The organism is Rhodococcus sp. 5A-K4 (genome assembly GCF_046097995.1).
GTDB classification, from domain to species: domain Bacteria; phylum Actinomycetota; class Actinomycetes; order Mycobacteriales; family Mycobacteriaceae; genus Rhodococcus_F; species Rhodococcus_F erythropolis.
The window spans coordinates 130526-152062 of sequence record NZ_JBJURM010000002.1 but is presented as its reverse complement, the minus strand read 5'-3'; the positions used below and the strand labels follow the sequence as shown (position 1 = coordinate 152062).

At 60.8% G+C, this 21537-nt stretch carries 23 protein-coding genes; 18 read left to right on the top strand and 5 right to left on the bottom strand.

Annotation, left to right across the window (positions count from 1 at the left end):
* Positions 1 to 3: 3 nt before the first annotated feature.
* Positions 4 to 975, bottom strand: a complete 972-nt coding sequence (locus tag ACKAMS_RS03030; RefSeq protein ID WP_019745711.1) for a phosphotriesterase — start codon at positions 973 to 975, stop codon at positions 4 to 6.
* 158 nt (positions 976 to 1133) lie between these two features.
* Between ACKAMS_RS03030 and ACKAMS_RS03025 the strand changes: the two genes are divergently transcribed.
* From ACKAMS_RS03025 to ACKAMS_RS02955, 15 genes are all read left to right on the top strand, one after another.
* On the top strand, positions 1134 to 1694 hold the full coding sequence (locus ACKAMS_RS03025) for a QsdR family transcriptional regulator (RefSeq protein ID WP_003943195.1): 561 nt from the start codon (positions 1134 to 1136) through the stop codon (positions 1692 to 1694).
* Positions 1691 to 1858 (top strand): helix-turn-helix domain-containing protein, encoded by a 168-nt coding sequence (locus ACKAMS_RS03020; protein ID WP_372461251.1) that lies wholly within the window; start codon positions 1691 to 1693, stop codon positions 1856 to 1858. The genes ACKAMS_RS03025 and ACKAMS_RS03020 overlap by 4 nt, the downstream gene beginning before the upstream one ends.
* 214 nt (positions 1859 to 2072) lie before the next feature.
* Positions 2073 to 2774: a FadR/GntR family transcriptional regulator gene (locus ACKAMS_RS03015; RefSeq protein WP_051730415.1), complete on the top strand. Its 702-nt coding sequence runs from the start codon at positions 2073 to 2075 to the stop codon at positions 2772 to 2774.
* 243 nt (positions 2775 to 3017) lie between these two features.
* Positions 3018 to 4358 (top strand): ABC transporter substrate-binding protein, encoded by a 1341-nt coding sequence (locus tag ACKAMS_RS03010; protein WP_408988584.1) that lies wholly within the window; start codon positions 3018 to 3020, stop codon positions 4356 to 4358.
* 25 nt (positions 4359 to 4383) lie between these two features.
* The gene (locus ACKAMS_RS03005; protein WP_042446319.1) at positions 4384 to 5157 is read left to right on the top strand and encodes an ABC transporter ATP-binding protein; all 774 of its coding nucleotides are present in this window, start codon (positions 4384 to 4386) and stop codon (positions 5155 to 5157) included.
* Positions 5154 to 5867, top strand: a complete 714-nt coding sequence (locus tag ACKAMS_RS03000; protein ID WP_033233641.1) for an ABC transporter ATP-binding protein — start codon at positions 5154 to 5156, stop codon at positions 5865 to 5867. The genes ACKAMS_RS03005 and ACKAMS_RS03000 overlap by 4 nt, the downstream gene beginning before the upstream one ends.
* Before the next feature lies 1 nt (position 5868).
* On the top strand, positions 5869 to 6813 hold the full coding sequence (locus ACKAMS_RS02995; protein WP_408988583.1) for a branched-chain amino acid ABC transporter permease: 945 nt from the start codon (positions 5869 to 5871) through the stop codon (positions 6811 to 6813).
* Entirely contained in the window at positions 6810 to 7895 is a 1086-nt protein-coding gene (locus tag ACKAMS_RS02990; RefSeq protein WP_182261929.1) for a branched-chain amino acid ABC transporter permease, read from the top strand. The genes ACKAMS_RS02995 and ACKAMS_RS02990 overlap by 4 nt, the downstream gene beginning before the upstream one ends.
* Positions 7888 to 9393: a carotenoid oxygenase family protein gene (locus tag ACKAMS_RS02985; RefSeq protein WP_182261930.1), complete on the top strand. Its 1506-nt coding sequence runs from the start codon at positions 7888 to 7890 to the stop codon at positions 9391 to 9393. Before ACKAMS_RS02990 ends, ACKAMS_RS02985 begins: the two co-directional genes overlap by 8 nt.
* Positions 9390 to 10139 (top strand): alpha/beta fold hydrolase, encoded by a 750-nt coding sequence (locus ACKAMS_RS02980; RefSeq protein WP_408988582.1) that lies wholly within the window; start codon positions 9390 to 9392, stop codon positions 10137 to 10139. The genes ACKAMS_RS02985 and ACKAMS_RS02980 overlap by 4 nt, the downstream gene beginning before the upstream one ends.
* A complete protein-coding gene (locus tag ACKAMS_RS02975) occupies positions 10136 to 10936 on the top strand; it encodes an alpha/beta fold hydrolase (protein WP_408988581.1) in 801 nt (266 codons plus the stop codon). Before ACKAMS_RS02980 ends, ACKAMS_RS02975 begins: the two co-directional genes overlap by 4 nt.
* Before the next feature lie 2 nt (positions 10937 to 10938).
* Entirely contained in the window at positions 10939 to 12459 is a 1521-nt protein-coding gene (locus ACKAMS_RS02970; RefSeq protein WP_283567231.1) for an aldehyde dehydrogenase, read from the top strand.
* Position 12460: 1 nt separating this feature from the next.
* Positions 12461 to 13537 (top strand): alcohol dehydrogenase catalytic domain-containing protein, encoded by a 1077-nt coding sequence (locus ACKAMS_RS02965; RefSeq protein WP_182261934.1) that lies wholly within the window; start codon positions 12461 to 12463, stop codon positions 13535 to 13537.
* Between the two features lie 86 nt (positions 13538 to 13623).
* Positions 13624 to 14328, top strand: coding sequence for a FadR/GntR family transcriptional regulator (locus ACKAMS_RS02960; RefSeq protein WP_182261935.1), 705 nt, complete (start codon positions 13624 to 13626; stop codon positions 14326 to 14328).
* A 15-nt stretch (positions 14329 to 14343) separates the two neighbouring features.
* A complete protein-coding gene (locus ACKAMS_RS02955) occupies positions 14344 to 15150 on the top strand; it encodes an ABC transporter ATP-binding protein (protein WP_020909438.1) in 807 nt (268 codons plus the stop codon).
* Between the two features lie 12 nt (positions 15151 to 15162).
* Here the strand turns inward: ACKAMS_RS02955 and soxR are convergent, their stop codons facing one another.
* On the bottom strand, positions 15163 to 15603 hold the full coding sequence (gene soxR, locus ACKAMS_RS02950; RefSeq protein WP_020909439.1) for a redox-sensitive transcriptional activator SoxR: 441 nt from the start codon (positions 15601 to 15603) through the stop codon (positions 15163 to 15165).
* Between the two features lie 63 nt (positions 15604 to 15666).
* On the opposite strand from soxR, the gene ACKAMS_RS02945 reads away from it, so the two are divergent.
* Both ACKAMS_RS02945 and ACKAMS_RS02940 read left to right on the top strand, forming a co-directional pair.
* Positions 15667 to 17097 (top strand): MFS transporter, encoded by a 1431-nt coding sequence (locus ACKAMS_RS02945; protein ID WP_408988580.1) that lies wholly within the window; start codon positions 15667 to 15669, stop codon positions 17095 to 17097.
* Positions 17098 to 17129: 32 nt separating this feature from the next.
* Positions 17130 to 17342 carry a hypothetical protein gene (locus ACKAMS_RS02940; RefSeq protein WP_020971089.1) on the top strand — a complete coding sequence of 71 codons (213 nt, stop codon included), beginning with the start codon at positions 17130 to 17132 and terminating at the stop codon, positions 17340 to 17342.
* 9 nt (positions 17343 to 17351) lie between these two features.
* Here ACKAMS_RS02940 and ACKAMS_RS02935 read toward each other — a convergent pair whose 3' ends face one another.
* The 3 genes from ACKAMS_RS02935 to ACKAMS_RS02925 all read right to left on the bottom strand — a co-directional run bounded on the left by ACKAMS_RS02935 (position 17352) and on the right by ACKAMS_RS02925 (position 20797).
* A complete protein-coding gene (locus tag ACKAMS_RS02935) occupies positions 17352 to 18446 on the bottom strand; it encodes a GGDEF domain-containing protein (RefSeq protein WP_021331750.1) in 1095 nt (364 codons plus the stop codon).
* A 237-nt stretch (positions 18447 to 18683) separates the two neighbouring features.
* Entirely contained in the window at positions 18684 to 19823 is a 1140-nt protein-coding gene (locus tag ACKAMS_RS02930) for an EstA family serine hydrolase (RefSeq protein ID WP_019745719.1), read from the bottom strand.
* Positions 19824 to 19927: 104 nt separating this feature from the next.
* Positions 19928 to 20797: an oxygenase MpaB family protein gene (locus tag ACKAMS_RS02925; RefSeq protein ID WP_044480141.1), complete on the bottom strand. Its 870-nt coding sequence runs from the start codon at positions 20795 to 20797 to the stop codon at positions 19928 to 19930.
* 116 nt (positions 20798 to 20913) lie between these two features.
* Here ACKAMS_RS02925 and ACKAMS_RS02920 point away from each other — a divergent pair, with 116 nt between their 5' ends.
* Positions 20914 to 21534 (top strand): TetR/AcrR family transcriptional regulator, encoded by a 621-nt coding sequence (locus ACKAMS_RS02920; protein WP_019745721.1) that lies wholly within the window; start codon positions 20914 to 20916, stop codon positions 21532 to 21534.
* Positions 21535 to 21537 lie beyond the last annotated feature (3 nt).

Here is a 21537-nt window from a genome sequence, read left to right as displayed (position 1 = left end):
AACTCAGCTCTCGAAGTACCGACGCGGATTGTCCACCAGCATGGTGTTGATCTGATCTTCGGTGACGCCACGTTCGAGCAGCGTGGGAATGACCTGATCGCTGATGTGGGTGAAATTCCAGTTCGGCACTGCGGCTGCCTTGGCCTCACTCGAGAACCAGTCGATGAAGCACGAGGCATCATGTGCCAGAACCATTTTCTCGGCATAGCCTCGGCGGGCCAGTTCCACGACGGTGTTCACCCGCTCTTCGAACGGGAGCAGAACATCGAGACCGAAACGGTCCATCCCGAGTAGCGAACCCGCATCGGCAAGTGCACACAGGTAGTCCAGGTCGGTCGAATCACCCGAGTGCCCGATGACGACCTTGCTCAGATCTGCACCTTCCTCGGCCAGAACCTTCTGCGCAACGAGGCCCGATTCCGTGTGCGGGTTCGTGTGAACCGTGATCGGTACCCCGGTTTCGACCTGCGCCTGACCGACCGCTCGCATCACACGCTCGACACCGGGAGTCAGACCAGGTTCTTCGATGGCGCACTTGAGGAATGACGCGCGGATGTCTGTGCCGGCAATGCCGTCCTTGATGTCCTTCACAAATAGATCAACCATCGGCTCGCGCACGTCGAACAGCAAACCTGGACCGGTGTAATGGAATTGGAACGGAATGTCGTTGTACGTGTAGACGCCGGTGGCGACGATGATGTTGAGATCGACCTGCTCGTTGATCCGCGCAATACGCGGGATGTAGCGACCGAGTCCGATGACCGTGGGATCGACGATCGTGCTGATCCCTCGCGACTTCAGTTCGGACAGCTTGGTCACCGCATCGGCTACTCGAGCCTCCTCGTCCCAAGGCTCCGGGTAGTCGGGATAGTTCTGACGCATCTCCTCCCCCAGAACGAAGACATGCTCGTGCATCAACACCTTTCCCAGATCGGCTGTGTCCACCGGCCCACGAACGGTTTGTACTGAACTCATCGATCGAACCCCTGACTGTGATCGCCATCACTAACATGAGACAATGAGCTAGTGTGTCTCACGTCGCTTGGTTCGTCAATAGGTTCGATCCACCCGAAGCCCACCTCTGTTCGACCGCCGAAATTGTGCAGTACCGGACAACCGGAGAGAATGTCCCGATGCCTACCGACCTCGAACGCCGACGCGCGATCGACACCGCCGCGAGCATGTACCTCGCGGAGGAACCACTCGACATGTCACTGCTCGCCGAACGTCTCGGAGTAGGCCGCGCGACGCTCTACCGCTGGGTCGGCAATCGCGACGAACTGCTCGGAACAGTGCTGGCCGAGGCCACCGAACGGACATACCGGAAGGCGATGTCACAAGCGTCGGGGCAAGGTCCGGAGTACATCCTCGACGTGTTCGGCCGCGTCATGCGATCGGTGGAATCGTCGACCGAACTGCGAGCGCTGACCAAACGCGAACCGATGGTGTTCATCAAACTCGCGATGATGCCCGGCTCCATCGAATCGATCTCCGCCTCCATCACCGCCGAAATCTTGCAGTCCCAGGTCGACGCCGGCCAACTGACGATCACGCTTTCGCCGCAAGTGCTGGGCGAAGCTCTCGTTCGCATCTGCGACGTACACCTCTACGCCCCTCTACTCGGGCGGGAAAAGGCGGAGATCGAGACGGCCCTCGACCTGATCGCACTGCTCCTCGGCGTCACCCGTAACTGACCCATGCCAGGTCAACGCCGCCGCGATCGAATTGGCGAGAATCTGCGTTCAACAGCACCTCCGCAGCACAGCGCGTTCATATCCACCGCAACACTTTGACCTACCGACTGCAGAAGATGGAACGCGCCATCGACGATCGAGCACCGCAATCTCGCTGTACCTAGCCTGCACCATGACTCGATGAACAATGCGAATACCCGGCGTCGTCTACACCTTCCGACCAGTCGATAACCGCCACTGACGGACGAAATTCGAGCCAACCCTTGACTGGGTCCATCTGTGAGCCTAATCTCATTTCAGATTGGTTCAACCAATCAAACACTCGCCTCGGGTCCACCGTGCGCCCACCGGTTCACCGCGATCGGAGACAATACGAAGATGAGCAAGCCGTTCGAGATCAAGCGCATCCCGGTACATGACCAGGTTCGCGATCACCTCCAGGACATGATCCGGGGAGGACGCTTCTCGCCAGGCACCGCTCTGCCGCCCGAGAGAGAACTTGCCGCCACGTTGGGCGTGTCACGCCATTCACTGCGACAAGCTCTTTCGTCACTCGAAGCGGTCGGAATGATCGAAACAAGACACGGCTCAGGAGTATTTCTCACCGAACGGCCGTCGGATGCGGCAGTCATTCGCGTATCCGACATGCTGTTCGAAGGAAACCGCTCGCTGACCGACGTTGTCGAAGCCAGACTGGGTATCGAACCCTTCATCGCCTCGACAGCAGCTGAGAGGCGCACAGAACGCGACCTTGCCTCTCTGCACCGAGCAATGCACGCACACACAGCAGACGGTGAAACCGAAGATGTCTTCGGGTTTCACGAGGAACTGGTTCGAATGACCAAGAACCCGGTCCTCAGCGGCATCATGCGATCTCTGACCACGGGCCCGCGAGGGATCACCAGGCTCAATGAACACGATCCCGAAACCAATCCGTGGTGGCACCTGGACCACGAACGGATCTATGCAGCAATCGAATCCGGCGACGGCACAGAGGCCAGCCGATTGATGACCGACCATATTCTCTCGATCCTGCGTCTCGCCCGAGCCGCAGATACCTCCGAAACCGATCAGATCTAGTTCAGAAGCACTACACGAGAAGATAATCCAAGCCAGCCGCGCGAGGGTTCGACCACATCTGCCAGATCTGAGCAGGTCGCCCCTGTAGCTCTCCCGCTCGAAACTCGGTATCCGCGCCTGAATTCGCGGTCACCCGATTACCCGTTGCACCCGCAGCAGTTGTGCGGTCACCGGGAGCGTCCTGGCGCCTTCATCTGCCGACGTCGCGTCATCTCCCGCGAATCAGTGAAAGCGAGACTTTTCATGCCCATTTCATCCTCATTCTCGAACACTCGACGAGGTGCGTCCCGTCGACGGATCTCGTACTTCGCCGCTCCTGTTGTCCTCGGTCTGGCCCTCACAGGCTGCTCGACAAGCGGCACGCAGGCAACGTCGGGCGGCGGCGAGATCACCGCCGGCAAGGTGACGATCGACACGACGAAATGCCCTGCAGGAGCTAGTGAATCACTCTCCACTGGAGCCGACATCGTAATCGGAACCTCACTCGCCCAATCAGGTTCCGGCGCCTCGTCCGCGCTGTCGCTCGGTGGAATCAATGCCTACTTCGACAAGATCAATGCCGACGGCGGTGTCGACGGGCACAAGGTAACGCTCAACGCCAAGGACGATGCGCTCGACCCCGCCCGTGCGGTGGCCAACGTGAAAGCCTTGATCGAACAGGACAACGTGTTCGCCACGATCTTTCAGCTGGGCACCCCACAGAACCTCGCCACCCGACAAATGTATGAAACAAATTGCGTACCACAACTTTACGCATCAACAGGCGATCATTCGTTCTACGATCCCGCTAACCACCCGTGGTCGACATCGAGCTTCCTCCCGTACGACGCCTGGGGCGAAGCCACCGCTGAGTTCATCGACAAGAAGTTTCCTTCCGGTGCAAAAGTTGCAGAACTGGTATGGAATTCGGACACCGGCAAGGCCCTCGACGAAGCATTCACTCGGGGCATCGAGGGAACATCCGTGGAGATCGTCGCTTCGCAGTCACACGACTCGACTGCCGTCTCCATGAGCAATCAGGTAACCGAAATGTTGGCGAAATCGCCTGATGCCATCGTTGCGGCAACAAGTGGGGCATTCTGCAACCAACTCGTCTCTGCCGCCCGTCGAGCAGGATTCGGCGGACCGATCGTGGTGCCGCCCTCCTGCCGCGACACCACACAATTCTTTGAGCCACTGGGTGAACTCGCGGACGGATTGCTGACCGTACGGAGCTCTCTCGACCCGGCCGATACTACTGCTGCAACAGAACCCAGCATGAGGGAGTACTTGGAGGCCATGCAGAAGTACCAACCCTCCTACGATCCACGCTCGACCTACGTGGCAGACGGATACCGGTTCGCGGCGCTCCTCGTCGAGCAACTCCAGCGCGCGGCCTCCGCAGAGGGTGGTTTGAACCGGATCAATCTGATCAATGCAGTCTGGTCCACTGACACGGTACTGCCACTGAACTTCCCCGACTCCCGAACGGTCATCAACGGTGACGTTCCATTCCCCGTCGGGGACGGTTCGATGCTCGCGTACGACGCGCCCACCAAATCGTGGGAGCCGACCGGTGTAGACGTCACCGCGTCTGCACCCTGATCCCACCGGAATTTCAGGACATGCCATGAACGCTCCCGCCCTCGCCATTACCGACCTCTCACTGTCGTTCGGTGGAATCCAGGCTTTGGACAAGCTCTCCTTCGACGTTGCGCCCCAGAGTATTTGCGGTCTCATCGGCCCGAACGGGGCCGGCAAGACCAGCGCATTCAACATCATGAGCCGCATTTATCAACCCAGTAGCGGTTCCATCGAATTGTTCGGCGAACTGGACCTCCTCGCCGTACCCGTTCACAGGATTCCGGAACTCGGCGTCGCCCGCACGTTCCAGGAAATTGCACTATTTCCTTCACTGTCCGTACTCGACAACGTCACTGTCGGCGTGCGCCTCGAGCAGAAAGCAAGCTGGATCCGCACAGCGGTCGGAATCGGTGCCAGGGCACGCGAAATGCAATCTCAGGAAAAGGCCTTCGCAATCCTCGAAGATTTGGGACTGTCACATCTGGCAGGGTCCATGGCAGCAGATCTGCCGATCGGAACACTGAAACGGGTTGAGCTTGCTCGAGCGTTGGCGTCCGATCCGAGAATTTTGCTACTGGACGAGCCTGCAAACGGGTTGATCCACAGCGAAGTTCACGAACTTGCAGCTGATCTGTCGCAGATCAAGGAGCGACTCGACCTCACAGTGCTTCTCGTCGAGCACCACATGGGAATGGTGACAAGCGTGTGTGACCACGTTGTCGTGCTCGATCGTGGCCGAAAGATCGCCGACGGCCTTCCGAAGGACGTCACAAGCGACCCGCGCGTGATCGAAGCGTATCTAGGAAAGTGGGGACAATGAGCAGCTTTCTCGAAGTTCGTGGACTCTCTGCACGATACGGACAGTTACCGGTACTGCACGGCGTCGATCTTTCTGTCGAGCAGGGTGAGATCGTCGTTCTACTCGGCGCAAACGGCGCCGGGAAGACAACCACGTTGCGAGCGCTGTGCAGCCTCGTGTCGACCTCTGGCAGCGCAATTTTCGACGGCACAGAACTAGTCGGAAAGTCGACTCGCAGCATCGTTCGCCGCGGCGTTGCGATGGTTCCGCAAGGGCGAGGGACTTTCAAGGACCTGACGGTTCTCGACAACCTGTACGCCGGCGCGTATCTGCGAAAAGGCCGAGCCGAGATCAGTGCCGACATCGCGATGTGGTTCGAACGGTTTCCACGGTTGGCCGAGCGTCGTGAGCAGAAATCCGGAACGTTGAGCGGAGGCGAGCAACAGATGCTCGCTGTCGCCAGGGCAATGATGTCCCGCCCCCGCTTGCTCCTACTAGACGAACCGTCTCTCGGGCTCGCACCGCTGGTCGTCCAAGAGCTCTTTAATCTCCTCTCCACGATCAACAAGGATTTGAACACGTCGATGCTTGTGGTCGAACAAAGCGCGGAACTGGCCCTTGCAATCGCAGACCGCGGCTACGTCCTCGAAGCCGGTCACACCGTGCTGTCCGGATCGGCCACCGAACTGCAGAGCCACGACGGTGTCCGCCAAGCCTATCTGGGGTTATGACATGACAACTTCCACAAGCATTCTCGCGGCCGGAAGTGATCCGGCAAGCATCTTGACAACGGTGTCGACCGGATTGTCCAACGGAGCTCTGTACGCACTGTTGGCCATAGCACTGGTCACAGTGTTTCGCACCACCGGCCACCTCAACTTCGCGCAAGGTGAATTTGCAATGCTCTCGGCATTGCTGTCGTTCAGTTTGATCGCTGCTGGACTTCCGATCTGGGTCGCGATCATCGCCTCGATGGTGATCTCCGCAGTTGCCAGTGCGGCGATTCAGTACTTCATCATGCGGCCACTCGAAAAGCGCGGACACGCAGCGGCATTGATCGCTGTCCTCGGACTCTTCCTCTTTGCCAACGCTTTCGGCGGGGTGGTGTGGGGCGTCGACAACAAAACGCCACTTGCTCCGTTCCCCGACGGTGTCGACGACCGGATCACCGTTCTCGATGGAACTCCACCATTCACACTGAGCTACATCACCATAGGCATCTGGCTGACGCTGGCTGCTCTGCTGGTGTTCCTCTGGCTGTTGCTCTCCAAGACCAAACTCGGATTGGCATATCGCGCCGTCATCTCGAACCGATCGTCTGCCGCCCTCGTGGGAATTCCCGTGGCTGCAACCTTCGCACTCGGGTGGGCTCTAGCCGCTGTGCCGGGAACTCTTGCAGGCGTTATGACGTCACAAGCTGCAAGCGCGCTGAGTTTCACGATGATGGCCAACGTCCTGATCTACGGATTCACTGCGGCATGTGTCGGCGGCTTCGACAGCTTTGGCGGGGCCGTGGTGGGTGGATTGCTGGTTGGACTTGTGGAATCCATTGTGCCTTCGATTTTTCCCGCTATCGGAGCCCAGTCCGGATTGGCACTTGCGCTGGTCATGCTCCTGGTGGTCCTCACTGTTCGCCCACAAGGCCTCTTCGGCCGCAAGGAGGTTGCGCGAGTATGACCGCGACCGCATTTCCCTCGTCATTGCGCGCACCGAGTTCACGACGGACACTGATCGTCGGGACTCTCGTCTACCTCATCGCAGTACTGGGCGCGGTGGTGTTCGTCCCCGACGCAAAGATACTCCAGTTGGCGACTGCGCTGGCATATGCATTGGCCATCCTCGGACTCAACCTTGTCTCCGGATATGCCGGGCAAATTTCCTTGGGCCACAGCGCATTCTTCGGTATCGGCGCTTACACCAGCACCATCTTGGTGACCGATCACGGACTGTCGATTATCGCTACCCTACCCGTCGGCGCACTCATCGGATTTGTCGTCGGAATAGTCGCCGGCCTTCCAGCCCTTCGACTGAAAGGGCACTACCTCGGACTAGTCACCTTGAGCTTCGCGGTGGTATTTCCCTTGCTGATCACACGATTCGGATCGCTGACCGGTGGAGTGAACGGCAAACTGCTTCACTCTGCCTGGGTCATTCCCGACGGCGTACCCGACTTCATCACACAGACTTCGATCAATTTTGTTGTTGTCGCGGCAGTGACAGGCATCGGCATTCTCATCTGCCGCAACTTTGCAAAGTACGGACCGGCCCGAACGCTGACGGCCATCCGTGACAACGAAACAGCAGCAGCCACAAGTGGAATCAATCTTTCCCGACAGAAGACCATCGCATTTGCCGTCAGCGCCGCATTCGCGGCGGTGGGTGGGTCCATGTTCGTGCTCGTCACCGGTGTCGTCGCGCCCGAGACGTTTGGTGTCTTCTTGGGAATTCAGCTCTTGACCGGTCTGCTAATCGGCGGATCCGGCACGCTGATCGGACCGTTGATCGGCGGCCTGGTTCTCGCTTTCCTACCGACGTACACCGCAGACCTGATCGGCGGATCGGGCGCGAACATGATCTATGGCGCCCTGCTCGTGGCCTTGATGTTCTTGATGCCCACCGGTATCGCCGGCGGCGCAGCGGCTCTGTACTCACGAATCACGAAGCGACGCCGTCCCATACCCGCCGATCACGATTCCACACGGCCTGGCATCGCCCCCGCTACCGTACCGACCGAGTCCCGAGGAGGCGCTCATGTATGACGTCAACGACACACTGTTCATCAGCGTTCCTGCCGAAGAAGACCAAGAGAATCCGTGGCTCCGCGGCGCGTGGAGACCACAGGGCAAGGAATACGCCGTCAGCGGCGACGAACTGACGATCATCGGTTCCATCCCGGAAGAATTGGACGGCATCTACGTCCGCAACACACACAACAACGCAACCACACCTACCGGGATCTATCATCCATTCGACGGCGACGGCATGCTTCACGCCATTCGCTTTCGTGACGGCACATGCGAGTACCGGAACGCCTTCGTCCGTACCACAGGGTTCTTGGCCGAGCAGGGGGCAAAGAAGGCTCTGTGGCCGGGAATTCTCCAGCCTCAGGAGTACCAACGTCGAGGCTGGGGATCGATGGGGTCGATGAAGGACAATGCCGGTACCGACGTCATCGCCCACGCCGGTCATCTGATTGCCACGATGTCGCAAGGAAGTGAGCCTTGGTGTTTGAGCCCGGACACCCTGGAAACCCTTGGTCCAAACAAGAATTGGGCGAAACTTGTCCCCGACGGATTGTCGTCGCACTACAAGGTGGACAACGCCACCGGCGAGATGACGTTCTTCAATTATCCACAGAAGGCTCCGTTCATGAACTACGGAGTAGTCAACAAGGCAGACAATCTCGTTCACTACGTGCCGATCGAACTACCCGGCCCACGATGGCCCCACGACCTCGGTATGACCGAGCACTATTCGATTCTCCACGACCTGCCGTACTTCTTCGACGAGGAACTACTGAAGAAGGGAATCCACAAAGGTTCGTTCCACGACGACATTCCAGCGCGATTCGGTGTTATCCCCCGCTACGGAACCAGCGCCGATGTTCGTTGGTTCGAAGCAAAGCCCTGCTGGGTCATGCATCTGTCCAATTGTTTCGAAGACGGCGACTGGGTAGTACAGGATGGATGCATCTGGGACAACCTTGTGAAACCTCCTGTCGGAGTTGAAGAAGATGCCCACGCGATCTACGCCCGTATCCGTAGAAACGTCGACATGCATCCCACCGGCGCGCATCTCTATCGCTGGATGTTCAACATGGTCACCGGAGAGGTCAGAGAGTTTCCCCTCGACGACGAAGTGAGTGAGTTCCCCGTCATCAGCAACGACGTGGTCGGACGCCCGTACCGGTACTCGTACAACGCCTTGTTCGAAAAGGGCGAATGGCATCTGAACGGCCTCAAACGTTACGACCTGCACACCGGAAATGCCGTCCGCCTGGAATTCGGGCCTGGCCGATGGGGCAGTGAGCCCGCAATCGCGCGTCCGGCAGGTTCTAGCGCAGAAGACGACGGCTACTGCATAGTTTTCATCACCGACTTGATTCAGGATCGCTCCGAATGCGTTATCTATCGTGCAGACGATCTGACCGGCGATCCGGTGTGCACGGTCATTCTCCCCGAACGGATTTCAGTGGGCACCCATTCCTGCTGGGTCGAAGGTGACCGTATCGCCGGCGAAGGGCGCGCAGCACGATGACAGACATCGTTTTTGTCCCGGGGCTCAATAACGACGCCTTGGTCTGGGACCGTGTAATCAACGCACTTCCGACAACACTGCGCGCAACAGCCGTGAATGTTCCCGCAATCGGTGACGTCGACAAGATCGCCGCAGCACTCGCAGTCGATCTACCCGATCAGTTCTTCCTTGTCGGGCATTCCTTCGGAGGAGTGGTCGCCATGGCGCTTCTCGAGTACTGCCCGGAGCGCATTTCCGGGGTGGCACTGGTGAACACGCCACAGGGAACCGATGACGAAGCCACCGCAACGGCCCGATTGGACAAGGCAGAACGTGCGTTGGCCGGTGAATTCGAGAACTTCGCGATGGGCCGCGTCGATCTCGTATTCCACGCGGACAACGTCGAAGATCCCGATGTCTTGACGGAACGGCTCCGCGGAGTGCGTGCTTACGGTCCTCAGCGATACAGCGCGCACAGTGCCGCGATAGCCTCTCGCCCCGACCGGACTGAGCTGCTACTCGCCACTGAAGTTCCGCTTGCCGTGATTGCCGCAGAATCCGACCTTGTTGTACCACCAGGCGAACAGCAGGCTCTTGCCGATCGAGTAGGGGCGACCTTCGCCGGCATTCCCCACGCTGCCCACATGTTGCCCGCGGAGGAACCCGAGGCGCTCGCCCGGGCACTGACGAAATGGATCGACTCCGTGGATACCACCGACACACACCACTCCGTGGATACCACCGACACACACCCAGGAGAGAAATGATCGCCGCAAACACCGGCACCATCGACTACACCGTCCACGGAAGCGGGACAACCACCGTATTCATGCTTCACGGAGCCTACGGCGACGGCAGCTATTTCGCTAATACTGCAACGGTTCTCGCTGATGCAGGCTATCGAGTCGTCGTCTGGAATTGTCCCGGATACGGCATGACCCCGCCAGCGCAGACTCCGTCCATCACGACGTTCTCCGCAGCAGCGACGTCGCTGGTTCAGTCAGAAGCTACGGCCGTCAACGTCCTGCTCGGTCACTCCATGGGCGCGCTCATCGCACCCTTGACCGCCAACAACGAACCACTCGTCGATGCTGTTGTCCTGTCCGGAGCATCAGCAGGTTTTGCTTCGCGCACTCCGGAAGACCAGAAGCGATACCTGGCCGAACGGCTCGAACCGATCGAGAACGGACAGACCGTCGCAGAGTATGTGCGTCCATTGCTCGATTCGATGATGGGGCCCACTGCCTCCGGACCGCTCGTGGACAAGGTCCGCGAAGCCATCCTCGCCATGCGAACCGCTACCTTCGCCGATTCGATCCGCGCTATCGCGTCGTACGACGGCCGTGAGGCTCTCGACAATCTGGCGGTCCCGACCTTGCTCCTGGCGGGAACCGTGGACACGGCCTGTCCGGTCGCCGGTATGCGGGCGATGGCCGAGCGCATCGAGGATTCCGAAATTCACGAACTCGAGGGCGTTGGACACTACGGTTTCGCGGAACGCCCCGACGAATTCCACGGACACCTACTGGACTTCTTGGGCAGACGACTCCCGAAGGAGAACTGACTATGCTGCAATCGGATCCGACAGTCTTCGCCCGCGCCGTCGAAACGGCCCGACTCCCTCGCGTGCACACGCTGATCGACGGCATGTTCGTCGACGGCGGCGGCCAGATATTCTCCGACGTGTTTCCGGCAACCGGCACTCAGATCGCCGAAGTCCGATCCTCGTCACCAGGTCAGGTATCGGATGCAGTGAGCGCAGCGCGTCAAGCCTTTCCGGCCTGGGCGGACAGTTCTGCGACGACACGTGCCGCCATCCTGGACCGCGCCGCGGACACAATGCTTCGCGACATGGACCGGCTGACGGCATTGGTCACCCTCGACAACGGAAAGACCTCACCGGAAGCAAGTTTCGACGTGGTCAATTCGACCTCGTTGACCAAGTCGGCGGCAGGGTGGGCAAGCAGGATGAGGGGCTCCACCCTGCCGCTCGGTGACGGGTACGTGGAGATGACATGGCGTGAACCTGTGGGCGTCGTGGCCATCTTCATGCCCTTCAATGCACCATTGATGTTCTGCGCGATGAAGATCGCTGCCGCCATCGCGATGGGCAACACCGTTGTGGTCAAGTCGCCGGAGAAGAGTCCGCTGGCTGCAATCGCCTTTGCCGAATACCTCGTCGAGGCCGGCCTGCCCAACGGAGTGGTCAACATCGTGCAGGGATTCGCGGACGTCGGGACCGCATTGGTCTCGTCGCCGGAGGTGGACATGGTCTCGTTCACCGGAAGCAGCACCGTCGGGGCGCGCGTCGGATCCGATTCGGTGGCCGGACTCAAACGCGTTCTCCTCGAGTTGGGCGGCAAGTCTGCGAACATCATCTTCGACGACGCACCGTTCGACAGTGCGGTCGAGGGGTCCGTCGGCGCGATCTTCCGCAACTCCGGACAACGATGTTTCTCCGGATCGAGAATTCTCGTACAGGAGAATATCGCCGATCGTTTCATCGAATCGCTTGTGGCCAAGACTCGTTCACTGCGAGTCGGTGATCCGTTCGACCCGAACAGCGATATCGGATCGTTGATCACCGCCCAGGACGTCTCCCGAGTCCGCAGCATCGTGCGAGACGCGGAAGAAGCAGGTGCAAAAGTCTTGTGCGGTGGCGATTCACCCACCGGAGCAACTCCCGAGTCTGGGTACTTTCTGCCGACGGTGATCGACGTCGGCGACCTCACCGATCTGGCGATCCTGCGGGAGGAGACTTTCGGTCCGGTCGTGACGGTGCAGAGATTCACCGACACGAACCACGCGATAGATATCGCCAATACGTCCGAATACGGCCTCGCCGGTGGATGCTGGACCAGCGACCTCGCGAAGGCCCTCACCGTGGCCCGACGCATCGAGACGGGCTACTTCTGGATCAACTCCTATGCCGCCGCCGCCGGACCGGAATCCACTATCGGTGGGCGCAAGTCATCAGGATTCGGCACTGAAAAGGGGGAGGACGGAATGCTCGCCTACACGGCGATCAAAACGGTCATCATGTCCGAATCATCAACTGGAACAGTAATTCCCATGGGAGGCCGCTGACATGTCGCACTACCACCGATGCCGAGGCGCAGTCACCACCGGACCCGATCAGCCACTTCGAATCGTCGAGATCGAGGTGCCGGCACCTCAGGCCGACGAGGTGCTGATCAAAGTCACCGCGTGCGGGCTGTGCCACAGCGATCTTCACTACATGGACGGCTCGTCCGGGGTGGACTATCCGTATCTCGTGGGGCATGAGATCAGCGGCGTGGTCCACGAGATCGGTCCAGAAGTCGTGGACCTCACGGTGGGCGATCAAGTGGTGGTGGCGCTGATCGTGTCGTGCGGCGAGTGTGTCGACTGCAAGCGAGGTCGCGGTGTCCGCTGCGTGAACAAGATGCCGCGCCATCGGGCTCCCCGCCTACCCGACGGCACAGAGCTGACACCGGTCCTCGGGGCCGGCGGCCTCGCCGAGTTGGTCCTGATGAACAGGCAGCACGTCGCCTTACGCCCACTCTCTCTCGATGCTGGTTTGAGTGCGCTTCTCGGCTGTGGGGTGCCAACCGGATTCGGCGCAGCGGTCAACACCGGTGAGGTCACTGCCGGTGACAGGGTCGCAGTCATCGGTTGTGGTGGGGTCGGACTCAGCGCGATCGCCGGCGCACAGGCGGCCGGGGCCGCCCACGTCACGGCCTTCGACTTCGAACCCGCCAAACGTGCATTTGCATCGGAGTTCGGCGCCGATGTCACCGTCGACGGTGCGCACTGGGCCCGGCGACCGGAGCTGTTGTCGAGCTTCGACATCGTCATCGACGCGGTCGGCGGCGACGGACCACTACAACAGGCGATTGCGCTGACGCGTCCCGGCGGTCGGATCGTCGCGCCAGGGGCACCTCGATCCGACGAAATCAGCGCTGTTGCGTTGCGCCCTGTCTTTCTCAAGCGACTCGAATATCACGTCTCGCACTGGGGTGATTGTGTCCCGAGCCGCGACTTTCCGAGGATCGCTCGGCTGGTGTCCGAGGGCAGCTTTCCACTAGAGAAGTATCGGAGTGAAATTGTCGATCTCGACGGCGCAGCCGAGGCCTACGAGCGTCTACGCCGGGGAGAAGTCCTCCGATCCATCGTGATGATGTGAGTGCGCTTCCGGCACAGTCACCCGGGGTTAGTCTTCAGACGTCCGATGACTTGCTACCATAGGCCCATTCGACTCGAGAGGTAGCAATGTCCGACGACCACAGTGGTTTCGTACTGCGCAGCGGTCCTCTGGTGCCGCAAATAGAACAGATCTTCCGGTCGAAGATCCGCCAATCGGAGTGGTTGCCGACGCAGCGAATTCCGAGCGAGGCGGCCCTTGCCGTCGAACTCGGCGTCGGGCGTTCCTCGATTCGCGAGGCAATCCGCCTCCTCGCTCGCGACGGACTACTCGAAGTCCGACACGGCGTCGGAACCTTCGTGGCTGCCGCGTCCGAACTCGAGCACGTCGACGAATTCACCAAACTTCTTCGACGCTCGCGGATCCTCGAGGTCTTCGAAGTGCGGCGCGCACTCGAGATCGAGGCCGCCAGGCTGGCCGCGGAGCGGGTACAACCCGAGGATCTCGACGGCCTACGGCGGCGACTGACCATGCGACACAGTCATTTCGAGGGTGACGTCGAGAAGTTCGTGGACGTCGATCTCGATTTTCACACCGAGGTCGTTCGGCTGTCGGGAAACGCAGTGCTGCTCTCGCTCTTCACGTCGGTGCGTCCACTCCTTCGTGAATCCCTCGTCGAGATGATGGCCCACGAGGCCGGCGTCCCCGACACCTCACATGCCCATGATCAGTTGGTCGAGGCCCTTCAAGACGCCGACCCAGAAGCCGCGGTAGCGGCAACCCGAGCAAATATCGACACCGTCTTACGGCGGTTGCGTGTGCTCGACGCCTAAGAGAGGTTAGTTCTCGTGCAACACCCCAATGGCACCGTTCTGTCGACCGAACACGTGGATCTCGTCCGCGACGGCCGATACTTGTTGAAAGACATCAACATTTCGATCGAACCCGGGCAACACTGGGTGCTCCTCGGCGCGAACGGTGCAGGCAAGAGCACCCTACTGAGCCTTCTCGGAGCAACCGCCCACCCGACTCGCGGTTCCGTCTACGTCCTCGGGCACAAGCTGGGCCGAGTCGACATGAGGGAACTGCGGATGGACATCGGGCACGTGAACCCGCGTCACACGATCGGAATTCCGATCACCGTCCGCAACGTCGTGATCACCGGCCTCACCAACACCACCGAGGTAATGCCGCGGTGGTCGCCGACGCCGGAGCAAGAGGCTCATGCCGACGCACTGATCGATCTACTCGGGATGAGTCCGCGTTCGGACGCACTGTGGCCCAACTTGTCCCAGGGCGAACGAGGGCGAGCCCTGATCGCCCGTGCACTCATGGTGGAACCACGCCTGCTCCTGCTCGACGAACCGGCGACCGGGCTCGATCTTGCTGCGCGCGAACAGCTCTTGACGGCTCTGGACGATCTCCGCAATCAGAACCCGTCACTTGCCAGCATCCTCGTGACGCATCACATCGAAGAGATTCCGAGCACCACCACACATGCTCTCCTGATCAAGGACGGCGTCGTGACCGCCAGCGGCCTCGCCGAGAATGTGATCACCACCCAGAACATCAGCGAGTGCTTCTCGCATCCCATCGAGATCGAGCGTCGTGGTGGTCGGTGGAATGCTCAGTCGCGGCCACGCGAAAGAGTTTGACCGACAGTAGTTTCAGAGACGTCTGGCGCCGGGACCCTCCCGGCCCAGTTCGTCTCCAGGGTTGAGCAGGTTGCATGTCTTGAGTGACAGACACCCACAGCCGATACAGCCCGTCAGTTCGTCCTGCATCCGGCTGATGGCCTGCTTGCGATCCTCGAGGCGCTGATTCCACTCCGTCGAAATCTTGCGCCAGTCCTTCTTCGTCGGAGTTCGTCCCTGCGGCAACGACCCGAATACTTCGGCAACTTCGGCCAGAGGTATCCCGAACCTGACTGCCAACTGGATGAGCGACACCCGCCGGATCGAGTGCCGCGGGAACTTCCTCATATTTCCTGCCGTCCGCTCTGCAGGAACCAGACCGAGTGTTTCGTAGTAGCGCACCGCCGACACGGCGACGCCGGTGCGCGCCGATACCTCACCGATCGAGAGAAGTTCGTCACTCTTACGGATCATTCTGCCTCCCAATGGCTGCGCGACATTGACCTGAAGCGCACTTGAGATTCTACCTTCGACACCATGCACTCCCCCACCGATGCTCCCGCCGGAACCTGGCGGCAGCTCCTGAGCGGTCGATACCTCGGCACCGCTACCGTCCTCGCAGGCGGCGTCGCGCTGTACGCGACCAACGTCTACCTGACGACCAGCCTGCTTCCGACTGCCATCGACGACATCGGCGGTCAGCAGTACTACGCCTGGACCGCGACGGTCTTCCTCATCGCTTCCGTCATCTCCTCGATGTTGGTCACCAACGTCCTCGCCGCCAGGGGACCGCGCGGGGCCTACCTGATCGGCCTCGCGATCTTCGCGCTCGGCACCGTCGTCTGTGCGGTCAGCCCGACCATGGAATTGCTGTTGGTCGGCCGCACGATCCAGGGTTCGGGAGGTGGCCTGCTGGCTGGTCTCGGTTACGCCGTCATCAATGCCGCGCTCCCCAGACATCTGTGGACCCGCGGGGCCGCGCTGGTTTCGGCAATGTGGGGAGTCGGCACCTTCGCCGGCCCTGCAATCGGCGGCGTCTTTGCTCAATTCGGAGCCTGGCGATGGGCTTTCGGCGTTCTGGTTGTCGCGACGATCGCAGTCGCAGCTCTCGTCCCCAGCGCGCTACCGGCACACGAACCGGGCAGCACGACCAGTAGCCCGGCGCCGGTCCTCTCCCTGGCATTGCTGACTGCGGCAGCCTTGCTGGTCAGCGTTGCCGGAATTCTGTCCAACCTCGCAGTGACCGCAGCAATGGTTCTCGCCGCTGTGCTGCTACTGATCGCCTTTGTCGCCGCTGACCGTCGCTCGCGCCACGGCGTACTACCGCCGTCGACGTTCAACGCGTCGTCGCTCAAATGGGTGTACCTGACCATCGTCGTCCTCGCTGTTGCGTCGACCGTCGAGACATTCATTCCGCTCTTCGGCCAACGACTTGCCGGACTGGCACCGCTCGCGGCCGGATTCCTCGGGGCCGCACTCGCTCTCGGCTGGACTCTCGGCGAAATCCCGAGCGCCTCGGCGACTACCCCTCGTATCGTGCGACGAATCGTTGTCAGCGGTCCGATCCTCGTCGCGATCGGGTTGGGCATCATGGCAGCATTTCTCACCGAACACGCCGGCGCCGGTGCGATGGTCGCGTGGGTGATCGGACTGCTGGTCGCCGGCGTCGGAATCGGCATCGCCTGGCCCCATCTTGCAGTCGGTGCGATGACCTCGGTCACCGATCCCGGAGAAGGTGCGCGTGCCTCCGCTGCCATCAACACCGTTCAGCTGATCGCAAATGCCTTCGGCGCAGCCCTGGCCGGAGTGCTGGTGAACATCGGCGAACCGTCGACGCTTCGTTCTGCGCAATTGCTTCTCCTCACCTTCGCCGTTATCGCGATCATCGGCATTGCCGTGGCAGCTCGCGCGCTTCCGCGAACGCCCGACAAAATCGACAGCCCCGAAATCGTTCACGACGCTCGCTAAACTGTGGAAAACCCACACGGAGGAGTTGGCCAGTGACAGAACCGGATCCGGGCACAGTGGAAACCGACTTCCCGAAAACGGGAGCCCCCGCACAGCGCGCGCTGATCGGAGCGGGCTACACCCATCTCGCGCAATTGACGTCCGTGTCCGAGAAGGAACTCGGCGCTCTGCACGGGATGGGACCGAAGGCACTGAGGATTCTGCGTGAAGCACTCGCCGAACGCGGCCTGAGCTTCGCCGACTGAGCTCTCACATCAGACCAGGCTCGCCCGAACCTGGTTGCCACCTTCGCGCTTCGCTTCGTACATCACCGTGTCCGCGACGCGGAAGAGTTCGGCAAAGGCTTCGTCGACGGACTCACCCGGATGCCGGGGCGCGGTGCGGACCGCCATTCCGATGCTCGCGCTCGTCGGTGGATCATCGGTCGCCCCGTCCATTGCCGAGCGGATCTGTCCTTCCAGCCTCGCTATCACGCTGACCGGCACCCGCTCGACCACGACGAACTCGTCACCGCCCACACGGGCGGTCAGTGCAGCTTTGGTTGTCCACAGGCGAATACGCAGCGCCGTTCGCAGGATCGTGCTGTCCCCAACGTCGTGGCCGTAAACGTCGTTGATCGTCTTGAATCGGTCGAGATCGATCACCACCACGAGAACCGCGTCGGCCTCGGTCACCGGAGGCCCCATCAGATCCTTCACACGACGCGAAAGTCCGCGACGGTTGAGCAGACCGGTCAACGGGTCGATGTCGGAAGTAGTGGCGTCGGATCCCAGAACTGCCAGAACCATTTGGGACACCACGGGAATCACAATGATGGTGGCCATCACGACCGCGATTTTCGCCAACCCCAAGCCGACGTCCGCTGCTGGTCCGAACAACAAAGTCCACCCCGAAAGCACCGTGACAATCGAGGCGAAGACCAAGTGACCGACTTGGAGTTTCGGATTGTGGAAGAACGCAATATAGCCGCCGATCGACGCAAACACGACGCACGCGATGAGCCGTCCCATCGGTTCCGAGTCGGTTGCGGCGGCCGCCGCAATCGCTACGTCGGAACCCACGACAAAGGTGTACGACCACAGCGGCGTCGGCGGAAACAACCACCAGATCAGGGCCGCGCCGACGCACAGGACTATGACCATGAGATTGACCGCTCGCCAGAACGTACCTTGCGGACCGACGTCACTGAATCGCGCCGACAGCAACACCAACCCCATCCAGAGTGCCGTTCCGCCGACCAGCGCCCGGCAGGAAGTCAAGAACCCGCGGTCTTCGAGGTACCTGCTGAAACTATGGAACTGGTCCGGCAACTGCCACCAGCGCATGACAACTTCGACGAAACCCTTCATCGCCGGTCAGCCGATGCAGGTCTGCAACTTTCGGGCACACTTCGACGTAGCGGACAAGCTGATTTCCCCCCGGAGCACACTGGCATATCCGGCAGCATAGTCAGCTGCAGCAGACAAACCAACCGTTCCGCCGGATTAGCGATCGGGCCTATACCCAGCCCCCTCGGCTACTACTCAGCAAGGATTTGAGTAGCGCTTCGCCCTCCCTGTCATATCGATCAAACGCAGTCACATCGATCAGCTCAGTGCGTCGTAGGCAGCCGATACGTACTGCGCCGATCTCTCGGAACCGAGCAGGCCCGGCCCCATCTTGTTCATCACGTACGAGAAGGTCATGCGCTTCTCGGTGTCGATGATGATCTGCGAGCCACCCCAACCTCCCCAGAAGCAGATTCGCCCCTCCGGAATGAACGGGACGGACTCCGGCGTCGGCAATCCGAATCCGACGCCGAAGCGGACCGGCACACCGAGGACGAGGTCGACCCCGTACGACTGCTCCTCGAAGATCTTGTCGATCGTTTCCTCCGACAGCAGGCGAACGTCACCGACCTTGCCACCGCACGCAATCACCGATTGGATCCTTGCGAGCGCCCTCGCATTCGAATGACCGTTGGCCGCACCGATCTCGGCGGCTCGCCACCCGTCGGTCCACGAACCTGTCGCGTCGGCCGGCGGCGCGGTGAAGGTCTTCACCATGATGTTGTCCATCCCGAGTGCCGCGATGTCGATCGGCAACGGCGGTGGCGCAATCACATTCGAGACTCGCCCGTATTCGGACTTCGGCAAGCCCAGGCGGAAATCAGCATCGAGCGGACCGGCTATTTCCTCGTCGATGAAGCGGCCGAGGGTTCGACCGTCGATGCGCCTGACGACCTCGCCGATCAGGTGGCCGTAGTTGAGGGCGTGATATCCGGATGCGGTACCCGGCTCCCACCACGGAGCCTGCGTCGCCAACCGGGCTGTGGCGTACGCGTCGTCGCAAATGTTCTCCAAGGTGAACGGTTGATCCCACCCCGAAACGCCTGATGTGTGCGACAACAGTTGCCGGACCTGAATACGGTCCTTACCCGCTGCTGCGAACTCGGGCCAGTACTGCGCGACCGGGGCATCGAGATCCAGCAACCCGCGGTCGACGAGCATGAGCGCGGCCAGTGCGGTCACGGTCTTGCTGCAGGACCAGACGTTGGTGACTGTGTCGCGGGCCCAAGGAGCAGTGTGCTCGACGTCGACCCAACCGCCCCACATGTCGACGACGGATTCGCCGTCGATCGTCAGTGCGATCGCTGCCCCGACGTCCTCGCCGGAATCGAGATTGTGTGCCAGCGCCTCCTTCAAGCCAGAGAATCGCTGGTCACATACGCCTTCGATGTTCGCCACTGACAGCCTCCACAGGAAAGTTAAAACTTGACGTCAACTTCAACTATGTTGAGTATGTGTCCGATTCACCTGTGGTGTCAATCACTTCAAGTGTCAGAGTCGGCTCAGACCAACGGGATTCCCTTGGCGATGCGCCGACGCAGATCCCAGAGATAGAAGTTGTAGGGGAACATCCGCAGAATCTTCGGGCTGAACCGATTGACCAGCGCGGCGACGCGCATGGATCGGTCGAAGTTGCGCTGCTGACGCGCTGACCACGGGAGCCGCATTTCGTCACGAAAGGCCTGGGGCAGGAACCCGGTGGTGACAAATCGGTTGAGCGGACCGACCACGGGATGCAACAGCTTCGGCGTGAAGGTCGCCGACGCGATCCCGTAGAGATGCTCACGAATCGTCTCGTCGATCGCCACCTTGCCGAGGTTCTCGTTCCAGTAGACCTCGAACGCATCCCGGTCCGCCGGCCACATGTCGCGTCGCATCTGAAGGGTTGTACCGAACGTGGCGCTTCGCTGATAGAACGCATCCTGGGTGACCGGATCGAGATCCCCGTACAAGATTTTGTAGACGTCCTCGAAGCCTCGGTACAGGCAGGCGGCTACCCACAACTGCAGCTCGGGATCGAACGCGTTGTATTCGACCGCGCTGTTCTCATCGGAGCGAACGTGCTTGTGAGAGCCGTTGACTGCGCGTCGGTACAGCTTCTTTTCTTCGTCCGTCGCCAAGCTTGCGACGGCGAGATACGTCAGCGTCGTCCGGGTTCGCTTCACCGGATGCCGATCCAACCGACCCGTCTCGACCTTGCTCTCGTACACGCCGTACCCCACCGCCGGGCGCGCCAACTGCATGATGACGTTGGCGCCTGCGGCCAACAGTCCGAGCCCGGACATCGCCTTTTCGACCTCGGCGTCGATGTCGACCGCCTGGACGCCGACCGCTCCGATGCCGCCCGTCACCGCTTCCTCGCGCCCGTCCATCGAATCCCTACTCACCGTCATGGCAGAACCCCTTCGAGTCGATATCTGCGAACGCATGTTCTCAGATGAGTGAAACGCCGAAATGCCGAGATGTCAAGCAATCTCGGGATGCAAAGATGGTCTTCATGAATGACCAACCGCGTTCGTACGGTGGCGTCGACGGCGCGCTCCGCGTAGCCCAACGCCGAGAGACGCTGATCGAGGCCGGTCTGGAACTCATGGGCTCCGCCGAGCCCGAACTGACAGTCCGCGGAGTGTGCAAGAAGGCCGGTGTCGCGGCGCGGTACTTCTACGAGAGCTTCACCGATCGTGATGCTCTGATGTCGGCCGTCTACGACACCGTCATCACGGACATCGCCGTTTCAACCCAGGCCGCGGTGGACGCCGCCGAGACCGAACGAGGCAAGGCGCTCGCCGGAATCGCGAACATCGTCCGCACGATCGCGCAGGATCCCCGTCGCGGACGTCTACTGTTCTCCAGCGCCCTGACGAGCCCTGTCCTGGCCGAGAAACGACGAGCGTCGACGACGATATTCATCGGTCTCCTGGCCGCCAACGCCAAGACCTTCTACCGATTGAACGACAGCGGCCACTTGACGCTGACGGCAACCTTCCTGGTCGGCGGCCTGGCGCAGACCCTCAGTGCATGGCTGGACGGATACATCGACGTGACGGAAGAAGAACTGGTCGCCGAATGTGCAGCGATCCTGCTCGCTCCCGCCCTACCTCCGTCTTGAGCT

Bases quoted from the DNA above. Each gene is read 5' to 3' on its own strand.
- ACKAMS_RS02975 (WP_408988581.1), top strand. From the start codon at position 10,136: ATGATCGCCGCAAACACCGGCACCATCGACTACACCGTCCACGGAAGC.
- ACKAMS_RS02935 (WP_021331750.1), bottom strand. From the start codon at position 18,446: ATGAAGGGTTTCGTCGAAGTTGTCATGCGCTGGTGGCAGTTGCCGGAC.
- soxR (WP_020909439.1), bottom strand. From the start codon at position 15,603: ATGATCCGTAAGAGTGACGAACTTCTCTCGATCGGTGAGGTATCGGCG.
- ACKAMS_RS02925 (WP_044480141.1), bottom strand. From the start codon at position 20,797: ATGGACGGGCGCGAGGAAGCGGTGACGGGCGGCATCGGAGCGGTCGGC.
- ACKAMS_RS03010 (WP_408988584.1), top strand. From the start codon at position 3,018: ATGCCCATTTCATCCTCATTCTCGAACACTCGACGAGGTGCGTCCCGT.
- ACKAMS_RS02995 (WP_408988583.1), top strand. From the start codon at position 5,869: ATGACAACTTCCACAAGCATTCTCGCGGCCGGAAGTGATCCGGCAAGC.
- ACKAMS_RS02965 (WP_182261934.1), top strand. From the start codon at position 12,461: ATGTCGCACTACCACCGATGCCGAGGCGCAGTCACCACCGGACCCGAT.
- ACKAMS_RS02980 (WP_408988582.1), top strand. From the start codon at position 9,390: ATGACAGACATCGTTTTTGTCCCGGGGCTCAATAACGACGCCTTGGTC.
- ACKAMS_RS02945 (WP_408988580.1), top strand. From the start codon at position 15,667: ATGCACTCCCCCACCGATGCTCCCGCCGGAACCTGGCGGCAGCTCCTG.
- ACKAMS_RS03015 (WP_051730415.1), top strand. From the start codon at position 2,073: ATGAGCAAGCCGTTCGAGATCAAGCGCATCCCGGTACATGACCAGGTT.
- ACKAMS_RS02960 (WP_182261935.1), top strand. From the start codon at position 13,624: ATGTCCGACGACCACAGTGGTTTCGTACTGCGCAGCGGTCCTCTGGTG.
- ACKAMS_RS03025 (WP_003943195.1), top strand. From the start codon at position 1,134: ATGCCTACCGACCTCGAACGCCGACGCGCGATCGACACCGCCGCGAGC.
- ACKAMS_RS02990 (WP_182261929.1), top strand. From the start codon at position 6,810: ATGACCGCGACCGCATTTCCCTCGTCATTGCGCGCACCGAGTTCACGA.
- ACKAMS_RS02970 (WP_283567231.1), top strand. From the start codon at position 10,939: ATGCTGCAATCGGATCCGACAGTCTTCGCCCGCGCCGTCGAAACGGCC.
- ACKAMS_RS02920 (WP_019745721.1), top strand. From the start codon at position 20,914: ATGGTCTTCATGAATGACCAACCGCGTTCGTACGGTGGCGTCGACGGC.
- ACKAMS_RS03030 (WP_019745711.1), bottom strand. From the start codon at position 975: ATGAGTTCAGTACAAACCGTTCGTGGGCCGGTGGACACAGCCGATCTG.
- ACKAMS_RS03000 (WP_033233641.1), top strand. From the start codon at position 5,154: ATGAGCAGCTTTCTCGAAGTTCGTGGACTCTCTGCACGATACGGACAG.
- ACKAMS_RS02985 (WP_182261930.1), top strand. From the start codon at position 7,888: ATGTATGACGTCAACGACACACTGTTCATCAGCGTTCCTGCCGAAGAA.
- ACKAMS_RS03005 (WP_042446319.1), top strand. From the start codon at position 4,384: ATGAACGCTCCCGCCCTCGCCATTACCGACCTCTCACTGTCGTTCGGT.